The following is a 19,535-nucleotide window of genomic DNA, read 5'->3' on the forward strand; positions in this document are numbered from 1 at the left end:
CGTAAGCTCATCATCATGCTCAACGCCATCATCAAAAACCCAAACTATAAAATAGCATGAGCCAAAACAAAGACAGTTGCTCCAGACACCCTGCCCGCCCGACACCGGTGAAAACCGCGCCCCAACTACCTTCACGCGACTGAAACATTCCAAAAATGGGCTTTAACCCTCCCCAGAATCCGCTAGCTTCAGTGGTTTTTTACGCCTCCATGCCGTTGAATTTCTTCTCAAAAGCCAAAAACTCCATCGTCAAGCGTTGTCAGGACGACGATGTGACGCGGCTGCGCAAACGTTACAACCCTTATTACCACACGTTTGAAACGCAGCGGGGCTCCCGGGTCATCCGGGACGGCAAGGAGTACGTCATGCTCTGCAGCAACGACTACCTCGGCCTGAGCAACCACCCCAAAGTTCTTGAGAACGCCAAGCGCGGCCTCGACGAATGGGGCAGCAGCACCACCGGTGCCCGCCTGGCCAACGGCTCACGCGGTTTCCACACCGCGCTGGAGGAAAAGTTTGCTGCCTTCATCGGCAAGGAAGCCTGCCACATCAGCGTGGCTGGCTACATTTCGTGCATGTCTTCGGTGCAGTCCTTTGCGCAAAAGGGCGACATCGTGCTCGTCGATAAAAATGTCCACAGCTCACTCTGGGCGGGCATCGGCCTGACCCAGGCTTCGGTGGAGCGCTTTTCGCACAACAACCCCGCCGACCTGAAGGACGTCATTTCGTTCGAGAAACCGGAGACGCCAAAGATCGTCGTTTTCGAGGGTGTTTATTCGATGGAAGGCCATGTAGGCCGTGTCCCCGAATTGCTCAAGGCCTGCGAAGGCCACGACTGTTTCTTTGTCATGGACGACGCGCACGGCTTCGGCGTGATGGGTGAGCAAGGTCGCGGCACCGCCAACCACTTTGGCCTGACCGACGAGATCGACGTCATCACCGGCAGTTTCTCCAAGTCCCTCAGCAGCACGGGCGGCTTCGTCGCCGGCTCGAAGGACGTCATCGAATACCTGCGCACCCACAGCAAGCAGACGATTTTCTCCGCCTCGATCAGCCCACCGCAGGCCTACGCGGCCTCGGCCTCGCTGGACATCCTGCAAAACGAGCCCGAGCACCATCAGCGCCTCTGGGAAAACACCCGCCGCTACAAGGAGATGCTCCGCAGCCTGGGCCTGGACATTTGGGAAAGCGAAACGCCCGCCGTGCCGATCATCATGGGCAAGAAGGAGAAGGCTTACCGCTTCTGGCAGGCCCTGCTCGAAAAGGGCGTCTTCACCGTAATTTCGATCGCCCCGGCCGTCCCCCCAGGCAAGGACCTGATCCGCACCAGCATCTCCGCCCGCCACACCGAGGAAGACCTGGAAATCGTCTTCGACGCCATGTCCTACGCGGCAAAAAAGGTCAAAGGCGCATCGACGTTTAGCTTCGGCTTTTAGGAAGCCGCTGGCGGAAAGAAGGCGACGTTGGCAGAACACGGAACGCTGGTGGAACGCGAACCTCTGTGTTCGCTTACGATCCGTCTAGAATGAGGTAGCGCGGAGCGTCCCCGCTCCGCAAGCAGTGGCAAGAGAGGAAATTTCGTTCGATAGGAGTTGGTTAGTGAAATTCACCTTACTCGAACCTTTGGACCGAAGTCTCATTTCTTGCGGAGCGAGGACGCTCCGCGCTACCTCAGAATCATCGATTATAGGCGAACACAGAGGTTCGCGTTCCCGCCACTCCACGTCATTTTGCCGCGCTCTTATAAGTGCTCAAATTAACACTGAATAAATTTGCAATTATCCGCCGCCCGATGTAGCATGCGCCCATTCTTTTCGGCCATGTCCTTGCGGTTTATCTTTGTCGACCTCGACTCCTACTTTGCCTCCTGCGAGCAGCAGCGTGACCCTGCGCTACGCGGGCGGCCAGTGGGCGTGGTCCCCATGATGACGGACTCCACTTGCTGCATTGCCGCAAGCTATGAGGCCAAGGCCTTCGGCGTGAAGACCGGCACGAATGTCCGCGAGGCGCGCTGGTTGTGCCCGCAAATTAAATTCGTCGAAGCCGGACACGCGAACTATGTAGATATCCACAACCGCATTACCAAAGCAGTGGAGCATGATTGCCTGCCGGAAATCAATATCCGCTCCATCGACGAATTTTGCGCCGTCATCCCGCCCAGTTGGTGCAACGAACGCGACGCCCGCGCGCTCGCGGGCCGCATCCGGGAGACCATTACCCGCGTCGCTGGCGAATGCGTGACGTGCTCCATCGGCATTGGGCCCAACGTGTTTTTGGCCAAGATGGGCAGCGGCATGAACAAGCCGCGTGGACTGACTTTCCTCCACGCCGACAACCTGCCCGGCCCGCTGGAGGCGCTGGATCTGTCCGACATTTATGGCGTCGGCAAACGCATGCACCAGCGCCTGCTGCGCCGCGGCGTGCGCTCGATCCGCGACCTCTACGACTGCAACCGCGCCAAGATGCACTCCATCTGGGGCGGTATTGAGGGCGACCGCATGTATGCCGAGCTACGCGGCGAGATCATTGAGCACGCTGAAACGGTGCGCCGCCAGGTGAGCCATTCACACGTGCTTCCGCCCAGACTACGCAACCGCGAGGACGCCTTTGCCGTAATTCACCGGCTCACGCAAAAGGCCGCCATGCGCCTGCGCAAGCTAGACCACTACGCCGGCAGTTTGTCCATCGGCGTGCGGCTGGGCTTCGACAACCGCTGGGGCCGCGAAACGCGATTTTTCCCGACGCAGGAGAGCCGCATTTTTCTGCGCGAGCTCAGGAAGCTCTGGTCGCAAATCCCCGACGACGCCCCCGAGCCGTGCAAGGTGAGCGTGGTCCTCGGCGAGCTCGTTTCCTCGACCAACTACACCAACCCGCTCTTCACCGAGATGAACAACCCCCGCAACGTAAAGCTAGACCAAGCCATGGACGCTCTTAATAAACGCTTTGGCGCGAAGACGCTCTACTACGCCGGCGGCCACAAGGCCCGCGACGAGACCCCGATGCGCATCGCCTTCCAACACATTCCCGATCTGGAAACGGAGAATGATCAGGCGTGAGGCTTGAACTATCGCGGCATTTAAAAACACCCGCCGCGAAAACGCCGCTCGGAAAATTTCTCAGTGTCGATTTTAACGACCTCCCCGTAGCCGGTAACGACTTGGACTTGCTCGCTCTCGCGCGTGATCTGCAACGACGAATAATCCTCGCCCGCCACCTGCCGCAGGTTTTTAAAAGCGGTGAGTAGCATGGTCCGGTTGTTGCTCGAATCCCTCATAAACGGATCAAAGATGCCCGCTTCTTTCACGGCGGGGTCCAGCTTCTCATAATCCGAAACAAGGTCCTGAAACGTTACCACCGTCACTGCGTCGCGCCGCATTTTTTCATGCGCCGCCATGACCAGCAAATTCAGGTTTTCCGCAATCGCGCCGGAGCCCTTCCCCGTCAGTTTTCCGTTACTCTCAATGTCGCCAATGGTCAAAGCCATCCGGTGCTGCGGCCGCTCACTTACCGAGGCACCACCATGCAGGTGGATGCGGTATTGCACGCCGTCGCGCTCCAGTTCGACGAACGAGGAATCCTTCTGCGCCATGACGCGCCGCACACGAAAGTCATCGATGAGCGAATCTTGTCGCACGCGGTAACGCAGGCCGTAATCGAGGTCTTCCACAATGGCTTCGGCGTCGTCATCAATGCGCATCAGCCCCACCAATCGAAAGCACGACGCCGACTGCACGCTAGCCCCCTCATCCGCTGCATAGAGCGGGTAAAATACCCCTAATAGGATAAGCGATAACAGGGCCGCTTTCATTAGGTATTAATATCACCTTCGCTGCCAACGCGCATCGTTGGCAGCGGAAATTATTAATGCGTAATCTCCACAGGGGTCGCATTGATGTCCACGTCAAAGTCCGCATTCACGACTGGTGCATTATTTGTCAGGACCGAATATTCAACCGTTTCACCATAACGTGTAACAACGCTGAAATGAAAAGTATCCTGAGTAAAACGAAAGCTGGAATAGTTCTCACCAGCAATTGCGGTTAACTCATGAAAAGCTTCAAAAGTATGTCTGAATTGAATGAACTCGCTATAGAGAGTTTCCATGCCTGCGTTCATAATGGTTGCCTTAGTCCGTTGATAATCCGCTTCCAAATCGGCAAAGGTCGCCGTGTTTATATTTTCACGATCTAATTTTTCTAATGCGGCGTCGATGAGGTTTCTCAAATTTTGCTCAATATGGTCCCGCCCTTGCGGTGTCAACGAACCATCTTCATTGATGAAACCCGCCTCGACGCTCGCGAGGTGTGCTGACTCCACATCATCCGTTTTCACGCGCTTCAGGCCAACGCGATAGGCATTCCCGGCGCGCTCCAGCTCCACATAGGATTCGCGTCCATTCAGCGCCAAGCGGACAACCTTGTAGCCGTCTAGCTCATCATCCGCCGATACGCGGAAACGCGCATGGTCTTTGTCGCGCTCAATGATCGCAACCACGTCATCATCGACGCGCAGTAAGCCCACCAGGTGATAATCGCCCAGCGGCTGCAGGAAGCGGAAGCTGGTATTGAAATCATAGCCCAACAGCAGGGAGGCATTCATCAGCGCCAATAGCGAGAGCAGGACCACTTTCATCGAATAATAATATCACACAAGACACGCGCTTGTTCCCGAAATATGCGCATCAACGGCAGCGCGTGGGAACAAAGGCCCGCATTTTTCAGTCTTTCCCCGTGGATAAAAATTCATAGCATTGCGGCATGGATACGGACACAATCAGTCAAGGACTGGCGATACTGATGGGCATTGGCCTGGCGGCGGCCTGTGGCTTTCGCGTGTTCGTGCCCTTGTTTGTCGCCAGCCTCGCGGCCAATGCGGACATCAATACGATCGGCGGCGAAAACATCCAGCAACTGCTTGGGCAGGACTTTGAATGGCTCGGCAGCACACCGGTCACGATCGCCCTCGGCGTGGCGACCGCCGTGGAAATTGCCGCGTATTATATCCCGTGGGTCGACAACATGCTGGACTCCATCGCGAGCCCGGCGGCGGTCATCGCGGGCACGTTTGTCACCGCAGCCGTGATGCCGGACTTCCTCGGCGGCGGGGCCACGCAATGGTTCACCGCAATGATCATCGGTGGCGGCACGGCGGGCGCGGTGCAGACGGCATCCGTCGTCACCCGAGGTGCCTCGACAGCGACCACCGGTGGCGCGGGTAACCCCATTATCTCCACTGCCGAGCTGGGTGGCTCGATCATGACGGCAATCCTCGCGATCCTGGTTCCCGTCATCGCGGGCATTGTGCTGATCGTGATTTTCTTCTTCGTGATTCGGACGATTCTCCGCTATTTCAAGCGCCGCGCTCAGGCCAAGCCAGTCAGCCAAGCCACCACGCCTCAGACCCACGGCTAAAATAGCCTGAGATAGGGCGTGCCCGGCGATTCAGTCGGTCAGGTTAGAGGAAACCGTTTCTAGCGCCCGGCGGGTGCCAGTTTGCGTTGCGGATTTTCCATCCAGCAGCAGGCGATGAAAAAGCCACAGGCGGCAACAATGCTCGCCCAGTAGGCCCAGCCGTAGTCGCCGGTTAACCATTCGCACAGGTCGAAGAACACCGGCCCCAGAGCGCTGGTCACGACGAGCAGCGACATCACCCAGCTACTGATATTGCCCAGGTGACGGAGGCCAAAATACCGGGGCCACGTCACCGTGAGCAGCGTTCCGTAGGTGCCCCAGCTAACCCCGAAGCCCGCGACAAAGATCACCTTGGCCCAAGCCTCAGGCAGGTTCATAAACCCGAACAGCCCCAGGGCCATACCAAAGGTCGTGATCAGGTAGCAATACTTCAGGCGGAAACGGCTCGTCATCCAACCAATAACAAAGCTCACCGGGATGTTAATCAGCACCGTCTGCGCGATGAGCGAGTACAGCGCCTCCGCGTCCATGCCCAGCTGCCCCGCAATTGTCGAGGCGTGAAACCCGATGGCCGTGCCAACGAACCCATTGAGGCATATCGCCAGCGAGAAGACCCAAAATGGCCAGGTCCGCAGCGCCTCGGGCACGGTGAAATCCCGATGCGTCACAAATTCAGCATCCACCTTTTTGCTCGAAGCCGTCTTGCCGTCGTCAATCTCCAGCCCGCATTCCTCGGGATTATCCCGGAATACGAGCCAGCAAAACAGCGAGCAGAAGAAAAACATAAACAGCGCCATGCCGATCCAGGCCTGCCGCCAGCCGCCGGACAAATCGATCACCCAGGATAAAATCAGCAGGGCCGAGGTAAACGCCACGGCCACCGGCACCCCACTAATCGCGCTGGCCAAGCCACGGCGGCGGTCAAACCACTTGCCAATCATCATGCGCGAAACGATCGACAGCACCCCCTGCCCCCAAAAGCGGATCAGGAAAAATCCCAGCACCATCAGCGGCATGGCGAGCCAAAAGGTCGTCTGCCCGGCCAGCGCCAGAACGATACGGTCCACCTGCGAAATAAACAACAACGACACACCCAGCGCGAGCGAGGCCATCACCCCCGTCTTGCGCGCGCCCATACGGTCGAAAAGCCCGCCCAGCGTGGGCAGGGTCAACCCCGAGGCAATCGTCCCGATCATGTAAGCAATGCTCAGGTCCATACTTTCGATCCCCAGCGCCTCTAGCATATAGGGCTTAAACGGGCCGACACCCGCCGTCTGCCCCGGCAGGCTGAAGAGCATCGCCGCCGTGCACCCGGCCACAATCACCCAGCCGTAGAAAAACGGAAAAGCACTGGGCCGGAAGGGCGCGTTCGGATCAAACAGTCGTTTCATTCAAAGACCGTGAACCTACCCGCTTCACTTACCAGCACAACCCGCGAATCAAATTTTTCGCGCCCTCTGCGGCCTGTTGTGGCCGCACCGGACTTAATCGTAATAACTCGGAGGGAGCAGCCGGCCGCCAAAGAAAAAGACGACCATCATCATGTTGGCCAGCAGACCGAGGCGGATGGCGGTTTCCACCGTCATCAGGACCAGCGCCCATTTGAGCCCGCATACGCGACGCAGCGCAAAGCCGCCAATCGACACCATCAGCATCAGGGCGCCCTGCAGGCCTCCGCGCGGATCGAACACCAGCGCCACCATGTAGAGCCACATGATGCCCATGCCCGCCAGCCACAGCAACACCGCCCAGGAGGGCAGGCGGCGGTCACCGTCGACCGGGTGCACGCCTTTGCGAATTTGCTTCACCCCGATAAAGCGCTCCGACACGAGCAATTGCACGATGTCGATCACCATAATCAAGGGGGCCAAATAGATCAGTAGCATGGGTCTGTCGGTCTGCGAGTTGGGAGTGTGGCTCCAGCGTCGCGTTTTCTGGTGGGCGGGTCAAATGCCGGTTGAAATTTTTTCCATTTGCACATTTGACAAGCTACGTGGTTTAAACAGACGTTTGAAACGAAAAATGGAGGCATTAGACACCAGACATCGTATTTTACTGACGGCCGAACGATTCTACGCCGAGCGCGGCTTCGACGGCACGTCGATGCGTAGCTTAACTGAGGACGCCGGCGTCAACCTGGCTGCCGTTAACTATCACTTCGGCTCGAAAAAAGCGCTGATGTGGGAAATGTTTCGCGCCAAAATCGTCCCGCTCAACACCGAACGCATCCGCCTGCTCGACGCCGCGCAAGCCAAGCCCGGCGGCGCGACGCTGGAGGACATTTTCGACGCCCTGCTCCGCCCAATGTTCGAGGTGGCCAAAGGCCCCGACGGCCCCAACATCATTCTCCTGCGCATGGTCGGCCGCCTCTTCTCGGAGTCCGAAGAGTTCTGGGAGCAGCTGCACGAGGAATTTTTTGTCGACCTGTCCGCCCGCTTCATTGAGGCCGTTCAGGCCGCCGCACCCGATGTGGAGCCCGAGTCGCTCGCTTGGCGTTTTCACTTCTCCATCGGGGCCATGCTCGGCGCGCTGCTGATGCACCACCCCAAGAAGTGCAACCACGCGGAGATCGATATCAATAACTTGGACCTCTCCTGCAAAAAGCTATGCAGCTATATGTGCGCGGGCTTCCGCGGCATGGAGGACAGCGCTTCGTGAAACGCCGTTGGCAGCGCTGGGCACCGCTCGGTGCCGGGCTGATTCTGGCTGGCTGCGCCACACCGCCGGAGAGCCGCGTGGAGGAAATGCCCGCCAGCTATCCGGCCAACTGGACCGCCGACGGCGCACCCGGGGAAACCGAAACCGGCGTCTCCCTGGAGGAAGATCAGGGCGGCTGGGTGGACGATTTTAACTCCGCCGACCTGCGCCCGCTGATCAACGAGGCCATCGCCAACAACTACGATTTGCAGGCCACCGCGGCCTCCCTCGGCATCGCCAGCGCGGACGCCACCATCGCCGGCGCGGACGCCTATCCTCAAATCAACGGCGAGTTCGGCGGCGGTCGCCAGCGCCAGAATATCGGCGGCATGAACACGGAATTTTCCAACGTGATGCTCAGTGTCGGTGCCACGTGGGAAATCGATATTTGGGGCCGATTGCGTGATCGCCAAAGCGCGGCCCTGGCCGACGTGCAGGCCCAGCTGGCCACGTATCGCGGGGCGCGGCTCTCCCTCGCCGCCCGCACGGCCAACGCCTGGTTCCGCACCATCGAGGCGCGCCAGCAGCTCGACCTCGCCACCGTCACCTACGAAAGTTTTAACCGTGGCACGGAGGCCATCCGCAGCCGCTACGAACGCGGTGTCAGCCCCGCGCTCGACCTGCGCCTGTCCCTCGCGCAAACCGCTGCCGCCAAGGCATCGATGGATCTGCGCGGGCAGGAATACGACGCCGCCGTGCGCCAGTTGGAGGTCCTCCTCGGGCGCTACCCAGCCAAGGAGCTCGCCGTCGTGGAAGAGCTGCCCAGCATCACCCGCCCGGTGCCCGTCGGCCTGCCGTCGGAATTGCTCGACCGTCGGCCCGACCTGATCGTCGCCGAGCGGCAGCTCGCCGCCTCGGGTAAGCGCATCAGCGAAGCCCGCAAATCCATGCTCCCGCGCATCGCGCTGACGGGTGAGTATGGCTACTCCAGTAGCTCGCTGAGCAACCTGCTCGACAGCAGTTTTTCCGTGTGGACGCTCGCGGGTAATGCCCTGCAACCGATCTTTCAAGGCATGCGCCTAAGCGCCGCCGTGGACCGCGCCAAGGCCGTGGCTCAGCAGAATCTGGCCGCCTACGGGCAGACCGCGCTCGACGCTTTTCGCGAAGTCGAAACCACCCTCGCCGCCGAGCAATTCCTCAACGAGCGTGTCGACAACCTCGACGAATCGGCCACCCAATCCATTGCCGCCGAAGACGCCGCGTGGGAGCAATATTCGCGCGGCTTGACGGACATCATCACCGTGCTGGAATCCCAGCGCCGCGCCTTTGAAGCGCGTACCGCACTGATCAACGCGCGCACGAACCGCCTCGTCAACCGCGTCAATCTCTACCTCGCGCTCGGGGGCGATTTCGACCACGCGCCGCAGGAGGGGGTCGAGGTCAAGTCGCCGCTTGGCCCGGACGAAATTACACTACCATCTGAAACTTTGCCTGAGAAAGTAGCTTTGCAGGACAAAGCTACCGCTGAGGAATCCTGACATGAACCGTCCCAAATCTGACTCATCCGTGGACAAGACACCGCCATTACCGCAGAGCCAATCTCCCGCTGCTAAGAACCGCGGGGTGACGCCGTGGAAAATCATTCTGCCCATCGTCATCCTGATCGCCGCCGCGTTTCTGGGCAAAGTCATCGTCAACAGCAAGCCGCAGCCCGAGAAAAAAACGCCGCCGCCGCGCGTCGTTGCGGTGGAGGTGGTCAACGTGCAGCCGGAGACTGTCCGGCTAAGCGTGGATTCGCAGGGCACCGTGCGCCCGCGCATGGAAACCCAGCTGACTGCCGAAGTCGCCGGGCGCATCGAATCGGTGTCACCCAACTTTCGCGAAGGCGGTTTTATTAAAAAGGGCGAAGTGCTGATCCAGATTGAAACGTTGGACTATGAAGCCGCACTGGCCAACGCCCAGGCCCAGCTTGCCCAGGCTAAGTTTACCCTCGCCCAGGAGCAGGCACAGTCCGAACAGGCCGCCGCTGATTGGGAAGACCTCGGGCGTGGCGACCCCTCCGACCTCGCCCTGCGCAAGCCACAGCTGGAGCAGGCGCAGGCCATGATCGGCAGCTCCAAGGCCGGTGTGATTCGCGCCGAACGTAACCTCGAGCGCACTAGGCTTCGCGCCCCCTACGATGGCCGCGTGGTCGCGCAGGATGTTGACCTGGGCCAATACGTCGGGGCCAACACCGTGCTCGGCAAGATCTACGCGACCGACGTTGCCGAAGTCTTTTTGCCGCTTTCGGACCATGAGCTGGCCCGCCTCGATTTGCCAAGCGGACTCGACGCCAATGACGATATCACCGGGCCGAAGGTAACGCTCTCCAGCGATTACGGCAACCGCCGCTACACCTGGGAAGGCCAGATCATACGCACTGGCGCACAGTTCGACTCGAGCAGCCGTTTGCTCGATGTCGTGGTGGAAATCACCGACCCGCTCGCCGCTGACCGCAAGCAGCCGGGCCGCCCGCCACTCAAGCCGGGCAAATACGTGGAGGCGCAGATTCAGGGACGCGAGGTGCACGACGCTTACTCAATTCCCCGCAGCGCCCTGCGCGAGGGCGATACCGTGCTCATCGCCAAGGCGGACGATACTTTAACGCAACGCGAAGTCGTGGTGATTCAGGCCGACACCGAAAAGGCCGTGATCAGCGAGGGCCTTGAACCCGGCGACCGCGTCATTACCAGCCCGGTCGAATACGTGATCGAGGGCATGAAGCTCGTTATCGATAACGGCGAAGGCAGCGCGTCATGATTAACTGGTTTGCCCGCAATGGCGTCGCCGCCAACTTGCTGATGTTCGTCCTCGTTCTGGGCGGGCTGGCAACCATGTACACGATCAAGATCGAGCTGTTCCCTCAGTTTTCGTTCGATACGATCAGCGTGCGCGTGCCGTTCCGTGGCGCGGCTCCGGCCGAAGTGGAGGAGCAGATCGTCAAGCGCATTGAAGAGGAAATCCAGGACCTCGACGGCATCAAGGAAATGACGAGCACCGCGATCGAGGGCTATGGCACCGTGACCGTGGAAGTCGAGAAAGGCTACGATGTTCGCAAGCTGCTGGACGACATCAAGACGCGCGTCGATGCGATCAACACCTTCCCCCCCGAGTCCGAGCGCCCCGTGATTCAGGAGAACCTGATCCGGCGCGAAGTCATGGCCATTTCGCTCGCAGGTGACACCGACGAAAAGACGCTCAAGCGCCTCGCCGAGGAAGTCCGCGAGGACCTCCTGGCCACCGGAAAGATCAGCCAGGTGGACATCATTGGCGTGCGCGATTACGAGATTGGCATCGAAGTCAGCGAGAACGACCTGCGCCGCCACGGCCTCACGTTTAATGACGTGGTTAACGCCGTGCGCTCGACCTCCATCGACTTACCGGGCGGCTCGATTAAGAGCGATGGCGGCGAAATCCTGGTCCGCACCAAGGGCCAGGCCTACGAGCGCCAGCAGTTTGAAGACATCGTTCTGATCACACGCGAGGACGGCTCGCGCATCACATTGGGCGAGGTGGCCACAGTCAACGATGGCTTCACCGACGAGCCGCTGCGCATGATCACCGACGGGCAGCCGGGTGTCGATTTGGTCGTGTATGAAGTCGGCCAGCAAAACCCGCTAAGCATCTCCGCCGCCGTCAAAGAATACGTGAAAGACAAGCAGAGTGACCTGCCGCCGGGCATCACGATCAGCACCTGGCGCGACACCTCGTTTTACCTCTGGGGCCGCCTGAACATGCTGATCGAAAACGGTATCCTCGGCCTCGTGCTCGTGCTCGCCGTGTTGACACTTTTCCTGCGCCCGTCGCTCGCATTTTGGGTGACACTGGGCATCCCGATTTCGTTCCTCGGCACCTTTTTCGCGATGCCGTTTATCGACGTGTCGGTGAACTTGATTTCGCTGTTCGGCTTCATCCTCGTGCTCGGCATTGTGGTGGACGACGCCATCGTTGTCGGCGAAAGTGTCTTCACGGAGTTCCAGCGCAGCGGACCCGGCGTGGAGTCTTCCATTCGCGGCACCAAGGCCGTGGCGACGCCCGTGACCTTCGCCGTGCTGACGACTGCTGTGGCTTTCATTCCGATGCTGATGATCCCCGGCTTTCAGGGTAAATTCCTGAAGGCGATTCCGATGGTGGTCATCCCGACGTTGCTCTTCTCGCTGATCGAATCGAAGCTCATCCTGCCCTACCACCTCTCGCTGTGCAAGGTGGGTGACCGCAAGCGCGAGAAGCTGAATTTCTTCCAACGCTTTCAGCGCAAAATTTCCGATGGCCTTGAGCGCCTGATCGACAAATGGTATCGCCCATTGCTGGCCAAGGCGCTGAACTTCCGCTACGTGACGATGGCGAGCTTTGTCGGCATTCTGGCGCTAACGATCTCGCTCGTGATCGGCGGCTTTATTAAGTTCGTGCCGTTCCCGGCCGTGCCCAGTGACTACATCGGCGTGGTGTTCTCTTACCCGGACGGCACCCCGGCCAGCGTCACCCAGAAAGCGATCGACCGCATCAACGGCGCGCTGGACGAAGTCATTGCCGAGAGCAAGGCGGCGGGCCGGCCCAACCCCGTCGACAAGCGCCAGAGCGTGCTCGGTATCCAGGCCTTTGGCGGCGGCCCCGGCGGCACGCAAACCACCGACGTGCAGAGCCACCAAGGGCAGGTCGTGGTGGAGCTACGCAAGTCCGAACTGCGCACCGACGAAGACTCCGCCGTGCTGCTGGCTAACCGCTGGCGCGCCGCGCTCGGCCAGGTGCCAGGCGTGAAGTCCATGACTTTTGAAGCCACCGCGGCCGGCGGCCAAGGCGAACCCATCGACATCCAGCTGACCGGTGAATCCCTGGAACAGCTCCGCTCCGTGGCCAACGAGCTTAAGGACGCACTGCGCAACTTTGACGGCGTGTTCGACATCCGTGACAACCTCGCCGACGGCCAAAAGGAAATTCAGCTCAACATCAAACCGAGCGCCGAAGCCTTGGGCCTGAGCCAGCTCGAGCTGGGCAACCAGGTGCGCGCGGCGTTCTTTGGCGAGGAAGCGCAGCGCGTGCAGCGTGGCCGCGACGACATCCGCGTGATGGTCCGCTACCCGCGCGAAGAGCGCGAGTCCGTGGGTAATCTGGAGCGTATGCGCATCCGCACCGCCGACGGCCGCGAAGTGCCGTTTAGCGAAGTGGCGGAGGCCGAAGTTGGCCTTGGCTACGCGGCAATTAACCGCGACAACCGCCAGCGCATCGTCAACGTGTTCGCCGATGCCGACAAGGACAACATCGACCTGGAGTCCGTGAAAAATACACTGAAGGAAGAAATCCTGCCCGGCATTCTGGAGCGCTATGACGGCGTCAACGCCGTCTTCCGCGGCGAAGACGAGGAGGTCCGCGAAAGCAATTCGAGCATGCTCAGCAGCACGATTCTGGTATTTTTCCTGATCTATGCACTGCTCGCGATTCCGTTTAAGAGCTACCTGCAGCCGCTGATCGTGATGTTCGTCATTCCGTTTGGTTTGGTGGGCGCATTCCTGGGTCACGCCTTCATGGGGCACCCGATCAGCCAGCTGTCGATCTTTGGCATCATCGCGCTGTCGGGCGTCGTCGTGAACGACAGCCTTGTGCTCGTGGACTACATTAACCAACAGCGCAAGCAGGGCGTGTCGCTGCTGGACGCAGTCTGGGAGTCCGGTGCCGCCCGCTTCCGGCCGATTTTGCTCACCTCGCTGACGACATTCTGCGGGCTGACGCCCATCCTTTTCGAGAAAAGCCTGCAAGCGCAATTCCTGATTCCCATGGCGATCTCGCTGAGCTTCGGCATCCTCTTCGCGACGTTTATTACGCTGCTGCTGGTGCCGGCGATCTACCTGATTCTGGAGGACTTCAAGCGCATCACGGTCCGCCTGTGGTCCTGGTTCTGGGGCCTCGACAAGCCCGAGCCCAACGCCTCGCAGCACGCGTAGGGCTTGTCAAAACCGGCCCCGCCCGCCAAGGTGCGCAGATGGAAACCGTCGCCAATTGCCCGTATCTGCCGCCCGCGCCCGACCGCATGAGCTGGCGCGATCTGGCCGCGTGGCGTGAGCAGCAGGGTCCAGAGTTTTACGCCATCGCCCTGGCCTACGGCCAATACCTCTGGCGACAGGGGCTGAGCGCGCGGGCACTGCTGGCCGTCGACCGCGGACTTTACGCCGACCTGACGGGCAGCGAAGCCATCCTCGCCGACTGGCCCCTGCCCTACCGTGCGATCGGCTGGCTGGTGGCGAACAACCCGCCAGGCGTTTTCATCGGCAACCCGCGCGTGCACTACCAGCACTTGGCCGACCGCGTTCGCGGCGAGCGCGCCGAGCAGAAGAAATGGCGCGCCTGGGCCGCCTGGGCCGTGGTTCGCCAAGTCGCCCCCGATTACTCCGCCGATCCCAAGCACGACGTCGCCGAGCCCACGCTGGAGCAAATCGAAGACGGACTGACCCAGCACGGTGCGTCAGGCGAAGTGGCCGTCTGGCAGGCCTTGATTGATGAATTCCGCCAATCTCAAACCCGCACGTGAATGCGGCTTAGCGCAGCGGCGAGGTCTTTAATTTTGATCGGCTTGCTCAGGTAGTCGGACATGCCCGCTTCGCGGCATTTTCTTTCATCGCCCTTCATCGCGAGGGCGGTTAGCGCAATAATCGGGATGTCCCGGCAGGTCACGCCGTGGAAGCCTTCGCGGATCGCGCGGGTGCACGCAAAGCCGTCCATCTCCGGCATCTGGCAGTCCATCAGGACGCAATCAACCGTCTGGCTGCGTAAAAACTCCAAGGCTTGCAGGCCGTTTTCCGCCAGGTAAACCGTGTGGTTGAGCTTTTCCAGCATCTCGATTGCCACCTGCTGGTTCGTCGCGGAGTCTTCCACGATGAGCACACGCAGGCTGTGCTGCGGCTCTGCCTTCTCCTCGTCGGCGGCAATCGCGGTCAAATAGGCCGGCGCATCGGGCTGGTAGCGTTCCAACAGGCGCTGCACAGCATTCGGGCTCAAGGGCTTGTAAATGTTGGCGACGTTCTCGCAGCAGGATTTCACTCGGCGAGACATCAGGCCGACCATGATAATCGTCACCGCGTCGAGGGCCTGATCACTGCGTACCTGGTCGCAAAAATCCCGACCGGAAAGCGTCTCCTGCTCGGTTTCGATCAGAGCGAAGTCAAACGGCTTACCCTGCTCTTGCGCGCTGCGAACACGGTTTAGCGCGGCGACGTTGTCATGGTAGATTTCTACCTGACAGCCAATACCTTGCAGCATCTTCCCCATAATCTCGCACATGCGGGCGTTGTCATCGCAAAAGAGCACGCGCAGGCCTTTGATCAGGCGCAGCGGTTCGGTGGGCAGCGCCTCCGTATCCGACTTTATTAGCGGCAAATCGAGCCAGAAAGTGCTACCCTCGCCCTTGGAGCTGGAAAACTCCAGCTCGCCATTCATCAGCTTGGCCAGCTTGCGGGAAATGGCCAAGCCCAAGCCGGTGCCGCCGTAGCGACGGCTCGTAGAGCCATCGGCCTGCATGAAGGCGTGAAACAGGTTTTTTTGCACCTCTGAGCTGATCCCAATACCGGTGTCACTCACCAGCGTGCGCAGCGATGTGCCCTTTTCCGGTGTGTGATAAAGGTCGAGCACGACACAAATCTCGCCCTCATCGGTAAACTTGATCGCGTTGCCCAGCAGGTTGTTGATCACCTGGCGGTAGCGCAGCGGGTCGATCTGCACCCACTCCGGCACCTGGGGTGCGATATCCAGGATGACTTCCACGCCTTTATCGAACGCCTGGCGCGCCAGGAGCTGCACACACTCTTCGGCGAGCTCGCGGATGGGCGTATCTTCAGCCTCAACGGTCAGCTTGCCGGCCTCGATTTTGGAGTAGTCCAGAATGTCGTTGATAATGCCCAACAGGGCGTCCGCGCTGCGCTGCACGGTGTCGGCAAACTGGCGCTGCTCGTCGTCGAGCTCCGACTCTTGCAACAGGCTCACCATGCCCACGATGCCATTCATCGGCGTGCGGATTTCGTGGCTCATATTGGCCAAAAATTCTGACTTCAGGCGTGCGCCTTCCAGGGCCAGGTCGCGGGCGGACTCCAGCTCGTGGTTGGCTTTTTCCAGATCGAGCGTCAGCTTTTCGAGCTGCTGCTTTTGGCGGATCAGCTTGTCCTCGCTGTGCTCAAGCAGGCGGATTTTCTGGCTGATCAGCGCATTTTGCAGACGCACAAGGTTGTCCACCGGGATGAGGCCGATGAGGCTGCGGTTGGTGTCGACCAGCAGCGCGTCTTCATAAAATCGCTCCGAGCTGCGGCTGAATACGCGCTCCAGCACCTGAGGCACCGGGGACGAGATCGCAATAATCTCCGGCGAGGGCACCATTACGTCGCGGATGCACTTTTTGCCGTAGATAGAAAAGCCAAACTGCGAGCCCAGCAGCCCGCCAATGCGTTCCCGCGAGCACATGCCGACGACCTGATGGTTGTCCACCACCGCCATAAAGCTGTAGCGGTGCTCCTGGAAGAGCTTTTGCACCTTGGCAATGCTGGTCGCCCCGGCCACTGCGTGGTTGTGCCCCACGAGCGTACGCAAGTCCACCGTTTCCGGCGACTCCGTAAAATCGTTCTGCTTTTCCTGGCTCATGCTTAGGGAATCTCGCGACAAGCACCTGGCGGGTTAAGCCTATCACAACCCATATATCTGCCACAGGAATGCGAAAACGCCACTTTAAATAACCCGCTGGTTGTTACGCGAAAGTGAAGATTTTTTCGACCCTTTAACCGGTTAATCACATAAATCGGCGTCTTACCGCTTGCGTGAGTATTGGCGCAGCGCATGCTCTTAACAAAATCTTGGTATGAACATAAGCTATCGTCACACGAAAATCGTCTTCACCCTCGGACCCGCCAGCGAGAGCGAGGAGCGTCTGGAAGAACTCATCCTTGCCGGGGTGGACGTCTGCCGTCTCAACATGGCCCACGCCAGCCACGAATGGACACGCGACGCCGTACGCCGCGTTCGCAAGGTGTGTGATCAGGTGGGCCGCCACATCGCCATCATGATGGACGTCAAGGGCCCGGAAATTCGCACCGGCGACCTGCCCGAAAAGATCGAGCTGAAAGAAGGTGAGATTTTCGACTTCCTCGTCAAGGGCACCATCGAGGACAATTTGGAAGAAGGCATTCGCGGCGTGACGGTCAATTACCCGAAGTTTGCCGATGACGTCAAAGAAGGCGCGACGCTCCTCGTCGACAGCGGCCTGGTCCGCATGAAGATCCTCGAAGTCCGCCCGGGCGACCGCGTGCGCTGCGAGGTCGTCATCCCCGGCCCCATGGGCAACCGCCGCCACATCAACCTGCCCGGCACCCACATTAGCCTGCCCGCGCTGACCGAAAAGGACCGCGGGGACATCGCTCTGGGCGTCGAGGAAGGTATCGACTTTTTCGCCCTGTCCTTTGTTCGCGAGGCGGACGACCTGGACATCCTGCGCCGGCATCTCGCCGAGCGCGGCTCCCAGGCCCGCATCATTGCCAAGATCGAGGACCAGACCGCGATCGCGAATTTGGACAGCATCGTCATCGCCTCGGACGCCGTCATGGTCGCCCGTGGAGACCTAGGCATCGAGTGCCCCTACGAGCAGCTCCCGGTCATCCAGCGCCGCGCGGTCAACAAGTGCATCGAGCAGAAGAAGCCCGTCATCATCGCCACGCACATGTTGGAATCAATGATCGAGGCCCCGCTGCCGACCCGCGCCGAAGTGTCGGATATCGCCAACGCTGTCTTCGAAAAAGCCGATGCAATCATGCTCTCCGGCGAGACCACCACGGGCAATTACCCCGTCGAGTGCGTCCGCGTGATGGACCGCATTTCCCGCCAGATCGAGCGCGAAATGCGCCACGATCCGCTGAGCCCAAACGTCCAGCTAAAGACGCCCAAGGCGCAAATGCTCAAGGCTAGCGCCCAGCTTGCGCAAGACCTCGGTGCCGGCATCGTGGTTTATTCGCGCCGCGGTTATCTGGCGGAGGTGCTCAGCGCCCTGCGCCCGAACTACAGCCCGATCTTTGTCTTCACCGATGAGGAATTGCTCTTCAAGCAGCTTCTCCTCCTGCGCGGCGTCGAGCCGTTCATGATGGAATTCTCCGACGAAACCGAGGCCACAATCCAAAAGAGCTTCACCCGCCTCAAGGAAAGCCGCCACCGCTGGGCCGTCCCCGGCGACTGGATGGTCGTCATCACGAACCTCATCGTCGGCGAGCGCTCCATCGACTCCGTCCAAATGCGCCAGGTCGAGTGATGCCTTCAGGCAGCAGACAATCATTCTGCAAGCGCCAACGGCGCGGGCTCATATTAGCCTAGGGTCAGTGAAGAGCTTGCTCTGAACGCAGCCCTAGGAATAATTCTACGAGCTATAATCGTTGAGTGCTGAAAGCACGGCCTCAAAGGCGCTTTTAGAAGCCACCCTTTCAGGGGTCAGTTTACTTATTTCAATCAGCACCTAGGGCTACGCTTCAGTCGCGATGCGACTTGCGCTCACCCTAGGCTAAAATGGGACCGCACCTTTGGCGCTCGATACCAACGGCTGATGTTTGATTCGATAGCCTTAAACTTACTTCTCGGATATGAATAGTCTCTAACGCTTCAGCCGATCTTCAATCAGCCGCTGGCAGGAAAGTTTCTGTCCAGCCAGATCGCTCAAGCGCGCCGTTGGGCTGGCCTGAATCGCCGGCAACCAGCGTCCTAAAAATTCCGGCCTCGGCGTGACACACGCGCCGAGGTCTTTTTTGTACTGCTGGATCGATTGCCCAAGATTCCAAAACTGGTAACCGCACTGCTGCAAAACCAGCCCCAACGCGATGAGCTGCACCTTGCCGTAGTTACGCACACCGGGAGCCGAGCGGTCGAGGAAGCCCGTCAGGCTGGTGTAAACCGCGCCGCAGAGGTAGCCCATTTCGCCGCCGATCAGCCGCCCATCGGACTCGCGCCACAGCTCAGTCGCCACCGTTTGGCAGCCCGGAATCGCCCCCGTGGATAGGTCGAGCATCAGCTTGGCGTAGCGCGGAATGAGCCATCCCTCGTCCCCATAAGCGCGGCGAATTCCCTGACACACTGGCCGCGGGTTGCTCGAAATGCGCAGGTGGACGCCCTGCTCCGCCAAATCGCCACGCCGCACGAGCCGGGCGACTTTTTTGTCCACCCGCAGCTCCGGCCACTCCAGCTTGGAATACTGTTGATGGAGCTGCGCGATCAGCACGGGGGCCTGATGTCGCGGCGGACAACTGATCGTCAAAAAACCCGCGCGCGCCATCGCGGCAAAATTTTCCGCCGACCAATCATTCGTCCAAAAACTCTCCAGCTCCATGTTCGGATAAATCGCCGACTGCAAGATCGGCGGCTGTAAATACTCCGGAAGTATCTGGTAAATTTTCTGCACGCGCCGTTCAAGATGACGGCGGCGAGCAGCCGAGTCTAGCG

Annotated in this window: 15 protein-coding genes; 9 read left to right on the forward strand and 6 right to left on the reverse strand. The window is 59.9% G+C overall.

All coding sequences use genetic code 11. The features are described from left to right. Nucleotides 1-209: 209 nt before the first annotated feature. Together O3S85_RS06665 and O3S85_RS06670 are read left to right on the forward strand one after the other, a co-directional pair. Entirely contained in the window at nucleotides 210-1,436 is a 1,227-nt protein-coding gene (locus O3S85_RS06665; RefSeq protein ID WP_269539063.1) for an aminotransferase class I/II-fold pyridoxal phosphate-dependent enzyme, read from the forward strand. 384 nt (nucleotides 1,437-1,820) lie between these two features. Beyond that, a complete protein-coding gene (locus O3S85_RS06670; RefSeq protein WP_269539064.1) occupies nucleotides 1,821-3,056 on the forward strand; it encodes a DNA polymerase Y family protein in 1,236 nt (411 codons plus the stop codon). A gap of 20 nt (nucleotides 3,057-3,076) precedes the next feature. On the opposite strand, the gene O3S85_RS06675 is transcribed toward O3S85_RS06670, so the two are convergent. Next, a complete protein-coding gene (locus O3S85_RS06675) occupies nucleotides 3,077-3,808 on the reverse strand; it encodes a hypothetical protein (RefSeq protein ID WP_269539066.1) in 732 nt (243 codons plus the stop codon). A 53-nt stretch (nucleotides 3,809-3,861) separates the two neighbouring features. Then, nucleotides 3,862-4,632, reverse strand: coding sequence for a hypothetical protein (locus tag O3S85_RS06680; protein WP_269539067.1), 771 nt, complete (start codon nucleotides 4,630-4,632; stop codon nucleotides 3,862-3,864). A gap of 125 nt (nucleotides 4,633-4,757) precedes the next feature. On the opposite strand from O3S85_RS06680, the gene O3S85_RS06685 reads away from it, so the two are divergent. Further along, complete coding sequence (locus O3S85_RS06685; protein WP_269539068.1) at nucleotides 4,758-5,411, forward strand: DUF4126 domain-containing protein; 654 nt, start codon at nucleotides 4,758-4,760, stop codon at nucleotides 5,409-5,411. Nucleotides 5,412-5,470: 59 nt separating this feature from the next. Here the strand turns inward: O3S85_RS06685 and O3S85_RS06690 are convergent, their stop codons facing one another. Both O3S85_RS06690 and O3S85_RS06695 read right to left on the reverse strand, forming a co-directional pair. Next, a complete protein-coding gene (locus tag O3S85_RS06690) occupies nucleotides 5,471-6,802 on the reverse strand; it encodes an MFS transporter (RefSeq protein WP_269539069.1) in 1,332 nt (443 codons plus the stop codon). A gap of 93 nt (nucleotides 6,803-6,895) precedes the next feature. Then, nucleotides 6,896-7,297 (reverse strand): hypothetical protein, encoded by a 402-nt coding sequence (locus tag O3S85_RS06695; protein ID WP_269539070.1) that lies wholly within the window; start codon nucleotides 7,295-7,297, stop codon nucleotides 6,896-6,898. Between the two features lie 136 nt (nucleotides 7,298-7,433). Between O3S85_RS06695 and O3S85_RS06700 the strand changes: the two genes are divergently transcribed. From O3S85_RS06700 to O3S85_RS06720, 5 genes are read left to right on the forward strand one after another with little or no spacing between them, the layout of a single operon-like run. After that, nucleotides 7,434-8,069: a TetR/AcrR family transcriptional regulator gene (locus tag O3S85_RS06700; RefSeq protein ID WP_269539071.1), complete on the forward strand. Its 636-nt coding sequence runs from the start codon at nucleotides 7,434-7,436 to the stop codon at nucleotides 8,067-8,069. After that, nucleotides 8,066-9,586 carry an efflux transporter outer membrane subunit gene (locus tag O3S85_RS06705; RefSeq protein WP_269539072.1) on the forward strand — a complete coding sequence of 507 codons (1,521 nt, stop codon included), beginning with the start codon at nucleotides 8,066-8,068 and terminating at the stop codon, nucleotides 9,584-9,586. Before O3S85_RS06700 ends, O3S85_RS06705 begins: the two co-directional genes overlap by 4 nt. A gap of 1 nt (nucleotide 9,587) precedes the next feature. Beyond that, the gene (locus tag O3S85_RS06710; RefSeq protein ID WP_269539074.1) at nucleotides 9,588-10,847 is read left to right on the forward strand and encodes an efflux RND transporter periplasmic adaptor subunit; all 1,260 of its coding nucleotides are present in this window, start codon (nucleotides 9,588-9,590) and stop codon (nucleotides 10,845-10,847) included. After that, entirely contained in the window at nucleotides 10,844-14,026 is a 3,183-nt protein-coding gene (locus O3S85_RS06715; RefSeq protein ID WP_269539076.1) for an efflux RND transporter permease subunit, read from the forward strand. The genes O3S85_RS06710 and O3S85_RS06715 overlap by 4 nt, the downstream gene beginning before the upstream one ends. A 38-nt stretch (nucleotides 14,027-14,064) precedes the next feature. After that, a complete protein-coding gene (locus tag O3S85_RS06720; protein WP_269539078.1) occupies nucleotides 14,065-14,610 on the forward strand; it encodes a hypothetical protein in 546 nt (181 codons plus the stop codon). On the opposite strand, the gene O3S85_RS06725 is transcribed toward O3S85_RS06720, so the two are convergent. Beyond that, nucleotides 14,595-16,706 (reverse strand): response regulator, encoded by a 2,112-nt coding sequence (locus O3S85_RS06725; RefSeq protein WP_269539080.1) that lies wholly within the window; start codon nucleotides 16,704-16,706, stop codon nucleotides 14,595-14,597. The two genes, O3S85_RS06720 and O3S85_RS06725, sit on opposite strands and share 16 nt — an antisense overlap. Nucleotides 16,707-16,920: 214 nt before the next feature. Here O3S85_RS06725 and pyk point away from each other — a divergent pair, with 214 nt between their 5' ends. Further along, the gene (gene pyk / locus O3S85_RS06730) at nucleotides 16,921-18,357 is read left to right on the forward strand and encodes a pyruvate kinase (protein ID WP_269539082.1); all 1,437 of its coding nucleotides are present in this window, start codon (nucleotides 16,921-16,923) and stop codon (nucleotides 18,355-18,357) included. Between the two features lie 336 nt (nucleotides 18,358-18,693). Here the strand turns inward: pyk and O3S85_RS06735 are convergent, their stop codons facing one another. After that, entirely contained in the window at nucleotides 18,694-19,494 is an 801-nt protein-coding gene (locus O3S85_RS06735) for a hypothetical protein (protein WP_269539084.1), read from the reverse strand. Between the last annotated feature and the right edge of the window lie 41 nt (nucleotides 19,495-19,535).

It is taken from the genome of Cerasicoccus sp. TK19100, from assembly GCF_027257155.1.
In the GTDB taxonomy this organism is placed as follows: domain Bacteria; phylum Verrucomicrobiota; class Verrucomicrobiia; order Opitutales; family Cerasicoccaceae; genus Cerasicoccus; species Cerasicoccus fimbriatus.